We start from the raw sequence: 16373 nt of genomic DNA on the forward strand, positions 1-16373 counted from the left end.
CCTTTATTTGCAGACCGACAACGTGGAGTTGGGGTCGAGGCAGGGGTCGAAGGTGAAAATCACCAGGGTGCCGAGGACGACGATGACGATCGCCGCCGTGATCAGCAAGGCCTTGAGCCAGAACCGGGTCTGGTCCTTCTCGGCGTAGTCGTTGACGATCGTGCGCAGCCCGTTGGTGCCGTGCAGCATCGCCAGCCACAGCATCAGCAGGTCCCAGACCTGCCACAGCGGGTTGGCCCACTTGCCGGCCACGAAGCCGAAGTCCAGCGCGGTGATCCCGCCGCCGAGCATCAGGTTCACGAACAGGTGGCCGAGCACCAGGACGACGAGGGCCAGGCCGGAAAGCCGCATGAACAGCCAGCTGTACAGCTCGAAGTTGGTCTGCCCGGACCGGTTCCGGCCGCCGCCCTTCAGGCTTCGCGACCGGCTGCTCGACCGGGGAGCCGCGATCTCACTCATCTCAGCCTCCGAACACGTGGGTCAGATGGCGGATGACGAACGGGACGAACAGAACGACCCAGATCACCCCGACGCCGATCATCATCTGGCGCTGGTAGCGCGGGCCCTTGGCCCAGAAGTCGACCAGGATCAGCCGGATGCCGTTGAACGCGTGGAACAGGATCGCGGCCACCAGGCCGACCTCGAGGAGGCCGACGATCGGGTTCTTGTAGGTGCCGATCACCTCGTTGTAGGCCTCCGGGGAGACCCGGACCAGCGCGGTGTCCAGCACGTGCACCAGCAGGAAGAAGAAGATCCCCACACCGGTGATCCGGTGCGCGACCCATGACCACATACCCTCCCGGCCGCGGTAGAGCGTGCCGGCTGGTTTGCTGGGCACCAGATCCTCCTCGTCGAGAACACCAAATCGTTCCGATGCTAGACCCGCTCGTCGAGGTGGAATGTCCTGACAGATGTGACATCGGTCGCGATGTGTGTGAGATCGGTCGCGTAGTGGCCCATCGGGCGGGGCCCGCAGTGGCCCTCGACGGTGAGCCTTCGATGCTCTTGACTTCAACTGAGCTTGAACGCGTTGGCTTACGGCACATCACAGCTGAGGGGAGAAACTACGGTGAGTTTCTGGATCTGTGCGACCTGTGCGGTCGAGCACTCCGAGCAGGTGGAGGTCTGCGCGATCTGCGCCGACGAGCGCCAGTGGGTGCCGGCCGACGGCCAGCACTGGACCACGCTCGAGGAGCTGGCCGCGGCCGGCACCCAGGTCACCATCGACGAGGTCGAGCCGGATCTGTACGGCGTCCGCTCGAAACCGCCGGTCGGGATCGGCCAGCAGTCGATGCTGCTCCGGACGGCCGAGGGCAACCTGCTCTGGGACCCGATCGGGTACATCGACGACGACGCCGTACGCCGGGTTCGTGAGCTCGGCGACGTGGTCGGGATCATCGCGAGCCACCCGCACATGTACGGCGTCCAGGTCGAGTGGAGCCACCGGCTCGGCGACGTACCGGTCTACGTGTCCGAGCCGGACGCGGAGTGGGTGGCCCGGCAGGATCCGGTGATCCGGACCTGGTCGGGCAAACTCATCCCGCTACCGAGCGTGACCGTGATCCAGCCGGGCGGGCACTTCCCGGGCAGCGCGGTCGTGCACTGGGCGAACGGTGCCGAGGGCAAGGGGGTGATCCTGTCCGGCGACACGATCTTCGCCAACCCGGACCGCACCTCGGTCAGCTTCATGCGCAGCTACCCGAACCGGATCCCGCTGTCCGGCGCGGTCGTCGACCGGGTCGCCCGCGCCCTCGACCCGTTCGAGTACGACCGCCTCTACAACAACTTCGGCTCCACGATCCCGGTCGACGCCAAGGCCGTCGTACGCCGCTCCGCCGACCGCCACGCCGCCTGGACCCGCGGCGACTACGACCACCTGACCTGATCGGCGCAGAAGGACAGGACGTATACGCCCACTGGCCGGCAGATCACGCTCGGAGTGACCTGCCGGGGCACGGGAATCGGCACTACCTCCTTCCTTCTGCTCAGGTGCGGCCGACTGCGAGGCCGTCGATCTGGACGAGCTTGCCGCTGGATGCGGAGACGAACTTCAGCGTGCCGCTGAAGAGCGTGCTCAGGACCGGGAGGCCGAGCAGGACTTGGCGGTGCGTGGTTGGGTAGGCCAGGTTCACCGTGGTCAGGCGGGTGTTCCCGGCGTACACCGCGACCGACCCACAGGTTGGGCAGCGAGTGGCGACCAGGAAGAACCGCTTGCCTTGCACGCTCCGCGTCAGGGACTTGCCGTACGCCGTGGTCTGCGTCGTCGTGCCGTAGTAGAACGTCGATCCGGTCGCCCGGGTCCAGCCGGTCGAGGCCATTGTCAGCGATCGGTCGTCGAGCGGCCGGGAGAAGCACCGGTCGGCACTCCACCCACCGACGTTCCCGAACTTGTCCTTCGCCCGAACGGAGGCGCAGTACTCGTACCCGGCCGCGACCGCGAGGTTCATCGACGTAGCGGTCGTGTTCGTCCACGGCTGCACATAGTCGCCGTACGGCCCGGCGGAGGTGGCCCGGCGGTAGCGCACGTCGTACGACGCGACCCCGCCGGCATCCGTGGCCGACACCGTCAGCGTCGCCGTCGCGGCGACCGACGACTGATACGCCGGCCCCATCATCCGAGCCACCGGCCCGGTGGCGTCGACGGTGAAGAAGCGGGAGCTCACGACCGTACGGCCGCTGGGCTCGGTGGCCTTCACGATGAGGGTGTGAGCGCCGCCGATCACGCCGGTGGCGCGGTACGGCGTCGTGCAGGGTGCCCAGGCGCCCGCGTCGAGACGGCACGTGGTCTGCGTGCCGGAGCTCAAGGCGGAGACGTCGAACGGGATGCTGACCGTCCTACCCGTCACGGCCGCGGTCGGCGGAATCGTCACGCTCAGGCCCTGCCACACGGGAGCCCGGATCCCTTCGACATAGCCTGCGAAGAGCGAGACCTCCTTTCCGAGCGTGCCGTCAGCAGCCACCGCGATCGTGCTGTAGGCGTTGGGGTGTCCCCAGAGGAGAAGGCGATCGGCACCGGGCGACCAGGACAACCGCTGCGGTGCGTAGGACACCGTCACCGATGGCGATACGCCGCCGGCCAGGGGGACGAGGCTCACGTGGTGTGTCGGCAAGACGCTCGTGTACGCGATCCAGCGCCCGTCGGGAGAAACCACTGGAGTCGTCCCAGCTTCCGTGCCGGCGTAGGTGCCGAGCACGGCGCCGTTGGCCTTGGCCTCGACCCGTTCCAACATGCCATGGTCTGCGTCCGCGACCACCAGTGCCTGCATGTCGGGCAACCAGCTCGGCTGCCAGACACCGCAGCGGACCTTGACGGGGTCGCCGGTGGGGAGGGTGACCACCCAGACGCAGATCTCCTCCCCGTTCCCGCCCTGTGCGTAAGCCAGTCTGCTCCGGTCGGGCGACCAGGCGATGTCCCAGACAGTGCCGGCCGACGCCACCCTGACCGGCGTCGAGACGGCCGACGAGTCTGCCCTGACGGTCCACAGAGCTCCGTCCGCCGCGTACGCCAGGTACCGGCCGTCGCTCGAGGCGGCCATCTCGCCGACGTCCTGCGACGGGGTGCCCGAGCCGACCGGGACCGGTTGTGTTCCGTCCGGCAACGCCCACTGGTACAGCCCACCGTTGCTATAGGCAAGAACATCCGAGGTCCGCCGCGGCGCCTGAGCCGTGGTCGGTTCGCCGTCGCCGATCTGGTTCCGGGCGGAGACGGCGTACGTCGCGCCGGCCGGCGGGTTTGAGTCCGTCCAGCGTGATGTCGTCTCCTCCTCGACCCGAGCCGCCTGGAATGTCGTCTCGATCCCGTCGACCAAGCGGTGCACGGTGTAGCCGGTGACCTCGCTCTCGCCGTTGTCGGCGGGCAGGTCCCAGCTCAAATCGACACCGGTGAGCGTTCCGATGGCCTTCAAGTTCTTCGGCGGTCCCGCCGTACCCAGACCGGTGACGGTCAGGGCAGCGTGGTGCCGCCCTCGGGTCGTGCTGTCCGTCATTTCCAACTGAGCAGACCGAGTTCCGGCTGCCGATGGCCGTGCGACCACGTCAACGGTGCAGGTCGCGCCAGCGGCAAGAGTTGCCGGGCAGTGGTTCGTTTGGATCGTCCAGTCGCCTGACGTCGTTCCGACGACGGACGGCTGGCCGAGCTCGACCTGCGTGGTACCGGTGTTCCGGATGGTGACCGCCTTCGGCTCCGACTGCTGGCCCACGGCGACACGGCCGGCGTCGATCGGGCTGACGGCGACCGCTGCGAGCGGCTGAGCACTGTTCACTCTGAGTTCCAGGACCACGCGCGGACTGTCGCCCTCGTCCGTCCGGCAGACGCCATCGGCCGTCGCTGTCAGCGTAGTGATCGGCCGGAAGTCGTCGGCGTAGGCGAGCTGATCAACCCGCAGGGTCCCGGCGAACGGGCATTCGAAGGCTGACTGGCGAATCGACACATGCCGAGCCGCTTCGGGGGCCACCTCGTACACCCCCGGGCCGGGGAGATCGGGCAGGGTGACCGACAAGTCGACGGAGTGAAGCGTGCGATGACGCGTGTAGGCCCAGGTCTCGTCGAACGAGGTCGTCACCTGGTCGAGCGTCCGGCCGGCGCCGTCGGCATCGACCGACAATGCGTTCACGGATCCGGTGTCGACGGCGGCGGACGGCCTCGTCGCTGTCACGATCGCACTGGGCGGTGAGGCACCGTCGGCGTTACCGGCGGTGACGCGGTACTCCGCTGTGCTGCCTGCCGGAAGGGTGTGATCCGCCCAACTCATCGCATTGCCGCTGATCCGGCCGGAGACGTTCTGCCAGTCTTCCGTGGGAAGTCGTCGCTCGACCTGGAACCAGGCGGCGCGCAGGACTCCGAACCAGCTGATGCCCTGCCCGTTCAGGATCGGGTACGGCGTGGCGATGGGAGCGTCAGTCGGTGCGGCGACCGCGGTCCCGCCCACGCCCGCCAGGATCTTGCCGCCTGGGTAACCCGGAGCGGCCACGGCGATGCGGGCCTGCGCGTACCCTGCGGTGTCCCGCTCGTAGACGACGTCGACCGTGCAGGCCTGGCTCGGCGCGAGGATGGTCCCGGCGCACCGGTCGGTGGCGACCTTGTAGTACTGGCCGCTGGCGACGGCCGGGTCGACGGTGGCCGCACCGAGTGTCCCGGTGGCCGCGTCGCCGGCGTTGGTCAGCGTCACCGTCGCCTCGACCGGATTCGACCGGCCTGCCTCGGGCATGGTGACCGGCGCCGGGGTGACCAGCGGGTGCGGGCCGTCGCCGGCGAATCGGAGGAAGCCCTGCGACGAGGTCGAGCCGTTCGAGGCGGCACACTCGACGATCCAGCTGGCGGCGATGCTGGTGACGGTGTCGCCGTCGTACTCCACGCTGTCGACGGTGAGGGTGCCGGACTTCACGGCCGCGTGTTGGTTCTGGAACGTACGGCACACGTTGCCGATGCTGCCCACCGATGTGGTGCGCACCGCCGCCACGTCGTACGTCGTCCCGTTGGCGAAGCGCTGGCCGATGGGTGGTCCGAACCACGTGTTCGACAGGTGGAGCTCCCCGTCGTCCTTGGTGGTGGCCGAGATGATCTCGGTGTCGTCGGTGATCCGCTTGACGCCAAAGGAGTTGTCGAGGAGCAGGACGTCCGTCGTGATGACGCCCATCGCGGTCTCGTCACCGAATGCGGCGTGGGCGATGAAGGGGACCGTGATGGCCGCGAGGGCGGCGGCCAGGGCAGCACGGAACAGGGCGGGTTTGCGGGCGCGGCGCATTGAATCTCCAGGGCAGGGGACTCCGGCGCACCCCGAGATCGCACCGGCGAAAGGCAAAGAACTATCGGGAAACGGACCAGACCGCAAGTCTGTTGCAGCTTTGTGCAATCAGGCGGCGAGGCGGCCCTCGGCGAGGCGGGTGTGGAGGGCGAGCATGTGGCGGATGCAGGTGGTCCAGTCGTAGAGCTCGGCCCGGCGGCGGGCCGCGGCTCTGCGGCCGGGGAGCTGGGCGAGAGCCAGTACGGCGTTCGCCAGGGCGCCGGGGTTGGCCGGTGCCCAGCGGCCGCAGGTTTCGTCGACGAGTTCGCGGGCGCCGCCGGTGTTCGCGGTGACGACCGGGGTGCCGGCGGCCAGGGCTTCCAGTACGGCCAGGCCGAAGGTCTCGCCCGGACACACGGACAGGGCGACGTCGGCCTCGGCCAGGTGCGTGGCCAGCGTCCGGCGGCCGTCGACGTACCCGTGGAAGGTCACCGGCGCGGAGCCGGCGATCTCGAGGAGCTCGTCGAGATGCGGGCCGGTGCCGTAGACGTCCATCCGCAGGTTCACGCCCCGGCGGTACAGCTCGGCGGCCGTGGCGACCGCGAGGTGCGGGCTCTTCTCGCGGGACAGCCGGCCGGCGTGCACCAGCTTGAGTACGCCGTCGTCCACCGGCTCGGCGAGTGACGGGTGGAAGGTGTCCAGGTCGACGCCGAGCGGGATCCGGACCAGCGGCGTGGTCACCTCGTCGAACTCGGCCGCGGCGTAGCGGGACGTCACCACGACGGCGTCGTACGTCCGGCTGAGGAGTTTGTAGAGCGCGCCCACTCCGGCCGCAACGCCGAGCTGCCGGCCGGTGCGCAAGGACAGCATCGCGTCCAGGCGTTCGTGGCTGAACAGGACCGAGCCGATGTCGTTCCTGCGCGCCCACCGGGCCACGGGCAGCAACGTCGACTTGTCCGAGATCTCCACGGTCGTCGGCCGGAAGCGTTCGAGGGTCTCGATCACCTTCCAGGGATCGGTGATCAGCCGGTAGCCACCGCCGACCTTCGGGGCCTTCATCCGGACCACCGTGCCGAACTCGGTCTCGATCACCACGTCCCGTTCGCCCGGCGTGATCACGATCCGCTCCGCGCCGGCTTCGACGTACCCCTGACCGACATGCTCGATCGCGGTCCGCATCCCTCCCGACGTAGGCCCGACGAAGTTGGCCAACTGAGCGATCCGTAGTTGGGTCATGGGGCCTCCCGGCCTGGACTGAGGAGCGCAGGGAGCGCAGCGACTGGAGCGACGAGGGAAGGCCGGGAGTTAAAGCCCCATGACCCCGCCGGCGCCGGAGGCCCGGCCAAAAGTACTGTCATGCGACCCGCCGTACGGCGGCTGCCTCGCGGACCTCGGCGTAGTGGCGGTCGACCAGGTCGTCGACTACCGCCGGCCAGGTTCGGGACTGCACGCGTTCCAGGCCGGCGGCGGCCATCCGGCTGCGAGCTGTCGGGTGGTCGAGCAGGGTCTTGACCGCCTGCCGCAGCGATCCGGGCTGACCGGGCTCGAACAGCAGGCCGTTCTCGCCCGGGCGGATCAGGTCGAGCGGGCCGCCCGCGGCCGGGCCGACGGTCGCGACGCCGGACGCCTGCGCCTCCTGGATCGTCTGGCAGAACGTCTCGTGTTCCCCCGTGTGCACGAACACGTCCAGGCACGCGAAGATCGAGGCCAGGTCGGCGCCCCGGCGCATCCCGAGGAAGGTTGCGCCGGGCAACGTATGCTCCAGCGACGCGCGGTCCGGGCCGTCGCCGACGATGACGATCCGGCAGCCCAGGTCGGTCAGCTCGGCGAGCCGGCGGACCTTCTTCTCCGCGGCCAGGCGGCCGACGTACCCGACGATCGGCCTGCCGTCCGGAGAGATCTCCCGGCGCCAGCTCTCGTTGCGGTGCTGGGGATCGAACAGATCCAGGTTCACGCCGCGCCCCCACAGGTGAACCCGGGGTACGCCGCCCTGGACCAGCGCCTCCACCGACGCGGTCGACGGTGCGAGTGTGCGATCGGCCCGCGAGTGCGTACGCCGTACCCAGCGCCAGATCCCGCGGTCCGCGGCGGCGAACCAGGGGTACTGGCGGGCGAACCCGGCGATGTCGGTCTGGAAGATCGCCACCGTCGGCAGCCCGAGCCGGCGCGCGGCCCGCAGCCCGTAGGCGCCGATGATGAACGGCGAGGCGAGATGGACCAGGTCCGGCTTGAAGTCGGCCATCGCCCGCTCGATCGACGGATCGGGCAGGCCGACCGGGAACTCCTTGTAGCCGGGCGTCCGGAAGCTGCGGGCGCGGATCACCGCGACGTCGCCGTAGCTGTCCGGGCCGGGGCCGGGGGCAATGATCAGCAGCTCGTGCCCGCGGGCACGCAGCCGATCGGCGACGTGGCGAGCCGTGTTCGCCACGCCATTGATCTGCGGCAGGAAGGTCTCAGCCACCATCACGATGCGCACACCTCGGAGGTTCCCCACCGCGCATGAACCCTCGGCGACACTCTCGTGACCCCGCGTGGATGCCCTGTCGACGGGTCCGGGGCCGGTGGATGGCCGTCAGGTGACCGGCATCCCGGCTCCGCCAAACTTCGTGTTCACTTCAGGTTCACCGGCAACCCCGATCCAGGTGGTGATCGGGGTTGCCGGTGGTCTGGTTACGGCGATCCGAGCAGGTGCGCCATCGAGCGACGGACCAGGTCGGTCCGCATCGCCTGTGTGGTCAGGCCTTCGGCTCCGAACCCGACGTACACCGTGTCTGTCGTGGTGACGCCGGCGCCCTCGTTGAAGGCGGTGGTCGTGCGGATCCAGTCGTTCGGGTTCGCCGCCGAGCCAGGCGGCGGACCGGCCACCGTCCAGCCGCCGAAGTCGGTCTCGAACGAGGTCTGCTCCGTGGTGGCGCCGGTGACCGTGGTGTCGTCGACGAACGCACCAAGGCCCTGCGTGCCCCAGTCACTGACGTAGCTGATCGAGAGCTCGACCTGCTTGCCGGCGTACGGCGTGAGGTCGATGCTCCAGTCCTGCCAGCCCGCGCTGGATCCGGATGACGCGTTCCAGCTTCCGGTGGTGCCGGTGGGTGAGCAGTCCGTGCCCTGGTAGTGCGCCAGTTGCGGATGCAGGTCCGCCACCCAGCCGGCCGGACAGCTCTGGCCGGTGTCTTGCGCCGTGTGGCCGTTCCTGTCCGGCAGCGTCGTCCAGTCGTCCTGTCCGACGGTGTGGGCCTCGACGAACACGAAGTCCCAGTCCGCCTCGGTGTTGTAGGAGAACTTGAACGACAGCGAACCGGACGTCGCTCCGGTGAGGTCCACGGTCCGGAGCAGCCGCTTGTAGCTGATGTCCGCGCGCTGGCTGTACACGTACTGCGAACCGGTGAACGGCTCGAACGGCGCACCTCCAGGCCGGTTCCACTTCAGCGGTGCTGAGCTGGCGAACTGCGGGAACTGGGCCCTCGGCAACACACTCGACGTCAGTACGAACGCCGCCGTGTGGTTCTGGTTGTTCGCCGAGTCGCCGCCGTTGAGCGTTGCGGCGAACCCGTCGAAGGCGCCGCTCTCCCCGCGGATCGGGACCGGGTCCCCGTTGACGTCGCTACCGCTGTTGTCGACGTAGCTGTAGGCACCCAGCCAGTACTGCTCGAAGTCGTTCAGCAGTGGGAGGCAGGGGTACTGGTTAGGCGTCGTGCACTCGCCCTGCTGCTCCTCGAACGGGTTGTAGAAGTACGCGCCGTCCGCACTGCTCGCGAACGCGGCGTACTTGCCCGTGTAGAGCAGCTTGCCGCCCTCGTTGAGGTAGTCACGGACGGACAGCTCGAGGTCGAGCGCCAGTTCGGCCGCTGTGCCAGGGACCTGGCCGGCCTCCCGCGTGATGATGTCGTCGCCGGTCTCCCACACGACGGCCTTGTAGTGGGACAGCACGCCCAGGTGGTGTGGTGCGGTCCGGTTGTTCGCGTCCACGTCGTACACGTCCGAAGAGATCCCGGCCGCGGTGAGTGTGGCGGCGTACTCGTCGGCGTACTTGGCGGTCGTGACGCCCTGGGCCGGGCTGATCCCGGTGACGTCCTCGGCGGCGAGGATCAGCACCGTCCCGCCGATGTCGGTGGAAACCTTGTAGGTGAAGTGATCGCTCGCGACCGGTCCGGTCCCCGGCTTGACGCCGCTGAACCACACCTCGACCGAGTCGCCGGGCTTGGTACCGCGTACTGTCCCGCGGAACTCGGCGTAGTAGTGGTCGTCGCTGTCGCCGTACCGCTCACCGCCGTTCCACTCCGACACCTTGTCGGTCACAGTGCGACCGCCGTTGACCTTGTAGTTGAGCTGCAGGCTCTGCAAGGCCCGCTTGGCCGTCACCGCGACCGGCTGCGTGGTGCCGTACGAGACCTCGAACGGATCGGCGACCAGGTCCGCGGCCTTCTGGCCGACCACGGAGACCGGATCGTCGGGATCGTGGGCGGACTTCGCGACCGACAGTGCGAACGGAACGTTCTTGGCGAACTCGGCCTGGATCAGGCCCTCGTCGTCGGGGAAGGTGAAGACGCTGACGCAGTCCTCGGGCAGCCACTGGTCTCCTGGATCGATGGCCGACACGGTCTGGCAGGTCGACATCTCCGGCGTGAAGGCGAGCGTGCCGTACTTGTTCGTCGCGTGTCCGTCGGTCTCGCCGTTGGTGGTGTAGAGCTCGGCGGAGATGTCCGGGTCGTAGCCGGGCACCGCGGGATTCGCGTCGTCGCCGGCCATCGCCGCGGAGATCACGTCGTCCGGTGACGGAGTGCTGACCTGCCAGCCGACGCCGTACAGGATGAGCTCCGCGGCCGAGTGGTAGTTGATCATCTCGGTGAAGCGGATCTGCCGGAACAGGCCGTCGAGAGCCTGGGTCTCCGGCTCGGAGTTCGGGCCGGTGCCGCGGTAGGTGTCGCTGTTCGGATCGGGGGACGAACCCTCGTTGTCGTAGCCCCACTTGGTCGCGAGGTTGCGGTTCAGGTCGACGCCGTCGCCGGGGGCGATGACCCCGTCACCGTTGTTGTCCCGCAGGTTCTTCCGCCACAGCCGGTCCCCGGTGAACGTGTAGTCGTACCCGTCGGGGTTGGCCACCGGTAGGAACCAGAGCTCGGTGGTGTTGAGCAGCTTGGTGATCTCGGCATTGCTGCCGTAGTTGTCGATCACCTGGTGCATCAGCCGGCGCACCATCTCGGGGGTGATCCACTCACGTGCGTGCTGGGCGCCCATGTAGAGCACCGACGTACGCGCGCCGTCCTTGAGCTGGCGGGCGTTCTTGGTCACCTTGACGGCGAGCATCGGCTTGCCCTGGACCGTCGTACCGATCCGGACCAGCTTGACCAGACCCGGATGCGCGGCCGCGGTCGTGCTCAGCTCTTCTGCGAGGCCGCCGGCCCCGCTGTACGTGCGGAACACCGTCTGGCCGGCCAGCGCGAGCCGGGCGGCCTCGTCGGAGGCGTCGCGGCCCTTCACCTTCTTGACCTTCAGGTCGACGCCGTCGGACCGGAGTTTGTCGGCCTGCCGGTCGGTGATGACGACCTCGACCTTCGACTTGCCGCTGGCCGCCTTCTCGCCGGTGATCAGCTCGTCGCGGTCCACGCCGATGTCCGCGAGCTTCTGCAGCTGTTGCGCGTCCAGTTCGCCGACGTAGACCTCCAGGCCGTCACCCCCCTGGCCTGGTGCGGCGGTCGCCGCCGGTCCCGCGGCCAGTGCCCCCGCCACGACGGCCAGTACAGCGATGAGAACAGGAGATCTACGCATGTCGCCCCTCCCCGGTCGACGGTGCATACTGTCGAAGCGTCCTGTGACCCAGGTCACAAGTCAACAGCTCGCGGCCAGGTTGATGCGTGCCGGGTGTGGTCGGTCACACGGCGTGCTGGATCTCACCCGGCTGGTCATACCAGTGCGGGTGTGGTTCGGCCTACCGTTGGGGGATGAGTCATCGGAGTGAGTCGGGGTTCGAGTTCGCGCCGGTGTACGGGGCCGAGGCACTGGACGGGTTCGAGCCGGACGAGAAGCTGGGTGCGCCGGGGGAGTTCCCGTTCACCCGCGGCGTGTACCCGACGATGTACACCCAGCGGCCGTGGACCATGCGCCAGTACGCCGGATTCGGTACGGCGGCGGAGTCGAACCAGCGGTACCACCAGCTGATCGACCACGGCACCATGGGCCTGTCGGTCGCGTTCGACCTGCCCACCCAGATGGGGTACGACTCCGACGCGCCGATCGCGCACGGCGAGGTCGGCAAGGTCGGAGTGGCGATCGACTCGATCGACGACATGCGGGTGCTGTTCGACAAGATCCCGCTGGACCAGGTGTCCACTTCGATGACGATCAACGCGCCGGGCTCGGTGCTGTTGCTGCTGTACCAACTGGTGGCCGAGGAGCAGGGGGTCGCCGGTGACAAGCTCACCGGGACGATCCAGAACGACGTACTCAAGGAGTACATCGCCCGCGGCACCTACATCTACCCGCCGAAGGAGTCGCTGCGGTTGATCAGCGACATCTTCGCGTACTGCCAGGCGGAATTGCCGCGCTGGAACACGATCTCGATCTCCGGCTACCACATGGCCGAGGCCGGGGCGACGCCCGCGCAGGAGATCGCGTTCACGCTCGCGAACGGGATCGAGTACGTCCGGGCTGCGCTCGCGGCCGGGCTCGACGTGGACAAGTTCGCGCCGCGGCTGTCGTTCTTCTTCGTCGCTCGTACGACGCTGCTCGAAGAGGTGGCGAAGTTCCGGGCGGCGCGGCGGATCTGGGCGCGGGTGATGCGGGACTCCTTTGGTGCCAAGAATCCCAAGTCGCTGATGCTGCGGTTCCACACGCAGACGGCCGGCGTGCAGTTGACCGCGCAGCAGCCAGAGGTCAATCTCGTCCGCGTTGCGATCCAGGGACTGGCCGCCGTACTGGGTGGGACGCAGTCGCTGCACACCAACTCGTACGACGAGGCGATCGCGCTCCCCACTGAGAAGGCCGCCCGACTCGCCCTCCGCACGCAACAGGTCCTCGCCTACGAAACCGACATCACCGCGACCGTCGACCCCTTCGCGGGTTCGTATGTGGTCGAGTCCCTCACCGACGAGGTCGAAGCCGCCTCGGTCGAGCTGATGGACCAGGTCGAGGAGTACGGCGGTGCCGTCGCCGCGATCGAGAAGGGCTTCCAGAAACAGGAGATCGAGCAGTCCGCGTACCGCATCGCCCAGGAGATCGATGCGGCCGAGCGGGTTGTCGTCGGCATGAACAAGTTCAAGATCTCCGCCGAAGAACCCTACGAACCCCTCCGCGTAGACCCCGCCATCGAAGCCCAGCAAGTAGACCGCCTCACGACGCTCCGAGCCACCCGAGACCAGTCCGCCGTAGACGAAGCCCTAGCCGCGCTGAAAAAGGCCGCGGAAGGCACCGACAACTGCCTCTACCCCATGAAACAAGCCCTAAAAGCCCGAGCCACCGTAGGCGAAGTCTCCAACACCCTCCGCGAAGTCTGGGGCAACTACATCCCCGCCGACACCTTCTGAAAAAGCACACCGCTGCGCGGCTGCTGTCTGGGGCATCTACATGCCCGCCGACACCTGATCAGACAACCGCAAGATCCAGGTGGATGTCTGCCTCGGCTGCGAGTGCGGTGAGGTCGGCGGGGTGGGAGGTGAGGACGAGGTCGCCGTCGCGCGCCAGCAGGATCACGGCTGCGTCGATCACATCTCGCCGGCCGGTGAGCTTCAGCAGTACGCCGGCCTTCCGGCCGAGGTTGTCGTCCAGCGGCTCGACCTCGACGCCGTCGAGCAGTTGAGCTATCGGTGCCTGACGACCGGAACCTCCGCGCCAGACCTGACCGACGACACCGCCGTGGGTCACCGGCGTACGGCCGGCCAACAGTTCGGCTTTGAGGAGAGCCATGAGTGTCCGGTCGCGACGCTCAACCGCGACGAACGCGCCCGCGTCGAGGATCAGCGTCATGCGGCGCCGTGCGAACGCTTGCCCCGGACAACGATCGCCGCCGCTCGGGTCGAGCGCACGGCCTCCGCCATTTCCTCTTCGCCGATCGCCCCGTGCTCGGATTCGTAGGCAGCCAGGAAGCGGTCGAGCCCTTGGAGCCTCCGCTCGTGATCCATCTGCCGGTGCAAAGCCTCGTTCACCCAGGCGCTCACACTGCCGACCCGCCCCGAAGAGACCGCGACCCGTGCGGCCTCCACGACCTCGTGGTCGACCGTCACCGAGAGCTTGTCCTTCTCCGTCACACCATCATCCTACTCTGATCCCACCAGCATCCGCAGCAGCTGTTCGTGGCGTCAGCCTGCCTGAGCAGGTGGTCCCCGGGCAACCACACGTGCGACCTCCTGTGGACAAGTTCGGAACGGTCCGATGCGGGTCCTCCTCGGGCAGAGCCCTACGGCAGCCTGGCCGGCTTGTCGGTGGCCGCTGGTAGAGCTGGTGTCCGCCGTCCAGCGAACCGAAGGAGGCTGTGATGCCGAAGCGACCGCGTGTGGTGGTCAGCGTGGGGGCCAGTGTCGACGGGAAGGTCGCGCTCGCCCGAGATGCGCTCTTGATGCATCAGCCAAGTTCGGATCTGTGGGCTCAGATGACGCCGCGTGCCGCCGATCCGGTGGCGATCGACGTCATCGAGTTGGTCAGGCAGCAGTACGGCTGCAACGCCATCCTGGAAGGCAGCGGCAGCCTGGTGCCCGAGGGCGAGATTCCGGAGAAACTGCCCACTCACAACGGTGACACGGCCGGGCTCTACCAACACTTCCTTCCACCGGAGATCACCGGACTACCATCGCCACCGCGCATGTGGTTCACCGTCGTCGACAGCCGCGGAAGAGTGCGCTGGACCGAGAAACATGAGAACTGGGACGCGCTGGTCCTGGTGGCGCGGTCGACCCCGGCCGACTATCTCGGCTATCTCCGCCGGGAACGCATCTGCTATCTCGTCGTCGGCGATGAGCGGGTCGACCTGGCGCAAGGGCTGGCCGCGATGGGCACCGAGCTCGGCATCAGCTGCGTCCTGTCGGCCGCCGGTGGCGGCCTCAACGGTGCGTTACTGCGGGCAGGTCTGATCGACGAGCTGCACCTCACGCTGGCGCCAGCTCTGATCGGCGGACTCGGAACGCCGTCAGTCATGGACGGGCCACCCCTTGCCGTAGGCGAGTCCCCGACCCCACTGCAGTTGCTCTCGGCGCACACAGACACCGGCGGCTCAGTCCGCCTCCACTACGCCGTCACGCACCGCTGACCTCTTCTACGACAGCCTGACCAGTGCGGAGAGTCTTCGCGCCGACTTCACGTCCATCGCCCAGAACGACAGCAGCCTGTTGACCGGACTACGCGACGACACGCCGCGGCGTCCGTGAGTGGTTCCGTGATGTGCGGGATAGACCTTGGGCTTCTGGTTTGGACGCATCTCAGCGACTTCATCGCTTGCGGCAACCGGCCGGGCCGCGTCCGCGGCTATGCCTACGATCTGTTGAGATGGTGGCGATGGCTGCACGTGGTGAAGGTCGTCTGGTCTCACGCGAGGGTGGACGAAGTACGGGACTACGTCCTGTGGTTGCAGCGGGCCACCAAATCGCGAAGCACTGCCCGGACCCATTCGGCAGCTACGGCTGGCACGGTGAATCCGATGACCGGGAAGCAGCCTCGACGCAGCCAAGACGAAGCTAAAGGGGGCTCGACCGCGTGTCCCGGACGGAGCAGCCTGGACTCACGAATATCGGGATGCCAGTCATCCGGGACACCTGAATCACGAGCATCGAGTGGTGCCACTACGAGGCTCGCCAAGGCGAAGAGCTCATCTGCAGGATGAGCGGAGCCCGTCGAGCCATCTGTTGAACGCCCGCTGGTAGATAGGTCCGACACGGGGCGAGACACCGTGCCGATGTCGAGTGATTTCCTCGATCTCGGCGCGGATCTCAGCGTCATGCTGACCGTCGATCCAGATCGGCCCAACCGGCTCATATGCCGGCGGGGTGTCGCTCGACCCATCCCAATCAGCAACCGTCAGCTTCGCTGACAGCAGCGGATCGTGTGTTGCATCCACCAGAGTCCAGCGTTCACCTAGTTGCACCTGCACCGCCGAATGTACGTCGTGCCTCGAGGGAAGCAGACGGACCTCGACCGGTTCCTCCGGCAACAGATAACGCCAGCGAACCTGACGCGCGCGCAGGCCGATACGCTCGAGTTCCTCGATCAGCAGGGCCGACTTAGCCAGGCAGTCCCCACGACCCACAGCTCTCAGCGCATCAGCGTCGTGCGCAGCATTGGTGGCATATGGCAAGTCGCGCACAACGCGGAACGCTCGCACCGCAGCGCGCGCCAAAGTGCCAGCCCGAGGGAAATCTCGATGCCGTCCTGCCATGCCGTCAGCCTTTCAGAGGACTTGGCGACTGCGCAGCATCGGGGCGCCGTCGCAGTTCGGTAAAAAGCCCCAGTGGAACGCGGAGCTCACGCACTGGGGCTGGCGTCCTCGCAGGTGTCCGGAGCTGCGGGCGGAGCCGGTCTACTTCCACATCAGCCTGCGGAAGCGCCGGCTCGAGCACGCTCGAGCGACCGGCCCTGGGCGCAGCTGCAGGGCGACCAGCAGGCAAGTGGGTGCTGGCCCCATCGGCCGCGGCTGGTCGACGCGGAATTCGAGCTCCGGGCGGTTTGCGG

At 67.9% G+C, this 16373-nt stretch carries 13 protein-coding genes; 4 read left to right on the top strand and 9 right to left on the bottom strand.

The genetic code is table 11. The annotated features are described in order from the left end of the window. Positions 1–3: 3 nt before the first annotated feature. Complete coding sequence (locus AB0E63_RS08450) at positions 4–459, bottom strand: succinate dehydrogenase hydrophobic membrane anchor subunit (RefSeq protein WP_360363204.1); 456 nt, start codon at positions 457–459, stop codon at positions 4–6. A 1-nt stretch (position 460) separates the two neighbouring features. Continuing rightward, positions 461–838, bottom strand: coding sequence for a succinate dehydrogenase, cytochrome b556 subunit (gene sdhC / locus AB0E63_RS08455; RefSeq protein WP_360363206.1), 378 nt, complete (start codon positions 836–838; stop codon positions 461–463). 231 nt (positions 839–1069) lie between these two features. On the opposite strand from sdhC, the gene AB0E63_RS08460 reads away from it, so the two are divergent. Beyond that, positions 1070–1885 (top strand): MBL fold metallo-hydrolase, encoded by an 816-nt coding sequence (locus tag AB0E63_RS08460; protein ID WP_360363208.1) that lies wholly within the window; start codon positions 1070–1072, stop codon positions 1883–1885. Between the two features lie 100 nt (positions 1886–1985). On the opposite strand, the gene AB0E63_RS08465 is transcribed toward AB0E63_RS08460, so the two are convergent. The 4 genes from AB0E63_RS08465 to AB0E63_RS08480 all read right to left on the bottom strand — a co-directional run bounded on the left by AB0E63_RS08465 (position 1986) and on the right by AB0E63_RS08480 (position 11489). Further along, positions 1986–5744 carry a choice-of-anchor D domain-containing protein gene (locus AB0E63_RS08465; protein WP_360363210.1) on the bottom strand — a complete coding sequence of 1253 codons (3759 nt, stop codon included), beginning with the start codon at positions 5742–5744 and terminating at the stop codon, positions 1986–1988. 108 nt (positions 5745–5852) lie between these two features. Further along, on the bottom strand, positions 5853–6959 hold the full coding sequence (locus tag AB0E63_RS08470) for a glycosyltransferase (RefSeq protein ID WP_360363212.1): 1107 nt from the start codon (positions 6957–6959) through the stop codon (positions 5853–5855). A gap of 118 nt (positions 6960–7077) precedes the next feature. Further along, positions 7078–8199, bottom strand: a complete 1122-nt coding sequence (locus AB0E63_RS08475; RefSeq protein WP_360363214.1) for a glycosyltransferase family 1 protein — start codon at positions 8197–8199, stop codon at positions 7078–7080. Positions 8200–8393: 194 nt separating this feature from the next. Then, positions 8394–11489: a M14 family zinc carboxypeptidase gene (locus tag AB0E63_RS08480; protein ID WP_360363215.1), complete on the bottom strand. Its 3096-nt coding sequence runs from the start codon at positions 11487–11489 to the stop codon at positions 8394–8396. 173 nt (positions 11490–11662) lie between these two features. Here AB0E63_RS08480 and AB0E63_RS08485 point away from each other — a divergent pair, with 173 nt between their 5' ends. Beyond that, positions 11663–13243 (top strand): methylmalonyl-CoA mutase family protein, encoded by a 1581-nt coding sequence (locus AB0E63_RS08485; RefSeq protein WP_360363217.1) that lies wholly within the window; start codon positions 11663–11665, stop codon positions 13241–13243. A 58-nt stretch (positions 13244–13301) separates the two neighbouring features. Here the strand turns inward: AB0E63_RS08485 and AB0E63_RS08490 are convergent, their stop codons facing one another. Further along, positions 13302–13682, bottom strand: coding sequence for a hypothetical protein (locus tag AB0E63_RS08490; RefSeq protein WP_360363219.1), 381 nt, complete (start codon positions 13680–13682; stop codon positions 13302–13304). Continuing rightward, entirely contained in the window at positions 13679–13963 is a 285-nt protein-coding gene (locus AB0E63_RS08495; protein ID WP_360363221.1) for a hypothetical protein, read from the bottom strand. The genes AB0E63_RS08490 and AB0E63_RS08495 overlap by 4 nt, the downstream gene beginning before the upstream one ends. A gap of 227 nt (positions 13964–14190) precedes the next feature. Here AB0E63_RS08495 and AB0E63_RS08500 point away from each other — a divergent pair, with 227 nt between their 5' ends. Both AB0E63_RS08500 and AB0E63_RS08505 read left to right on the top strand, forming a co-directional pair. After that, complete coding sequence (locus AB0E63_RS08500) at positions 14191–14958, top strand: RibD family protein (RefSeq protein WP_360363223.1); 768 nt, start codon at positions 14191–14193, stop codon at positions 14956–14958. A gap of 129 nt (positions 14959–15087) precedes the next feature. Then, on the top strand, positions 15088–15528 hold the full coding sequence (locus AB0E63_RS08505) for a site-specific integrase (RefSeq protein WP_360363225.1): 441 nt from the start codon (positions 15088–15090) through the stop codon (positions 15526–15528). On the opposite strand, the gene AB0E63_RS08510 is transcribed toward AB0E63_RS08505, so the two are convergent. Continuing rightward, positions 15514–16008, bottom strand: a complete 495-nt coding sequence (locus AB0E63_RS08510) for a hypothetical protein (RefSeq protein ID WP_360363227.1) — start codon at positions 16006–16008, stop codon at positions 15514–15516. The two genes, AB0E63_RS08505 and AB0E63_RS08510, sit on opposite strands and share 15 nt — an antisense overlap. Between the last annotated feature and the right edge of the window lie 365 nt (positions 16009–16373).

Source organism: Kribbella sp. NPDC026596, assembly GCF_040638415.1.
Classification (GTDB): domain Bacteria; phylum Actinomycetota; class Actinomycetes; order Propionibacteriales; family Kribbellaceae; genus Kribbella.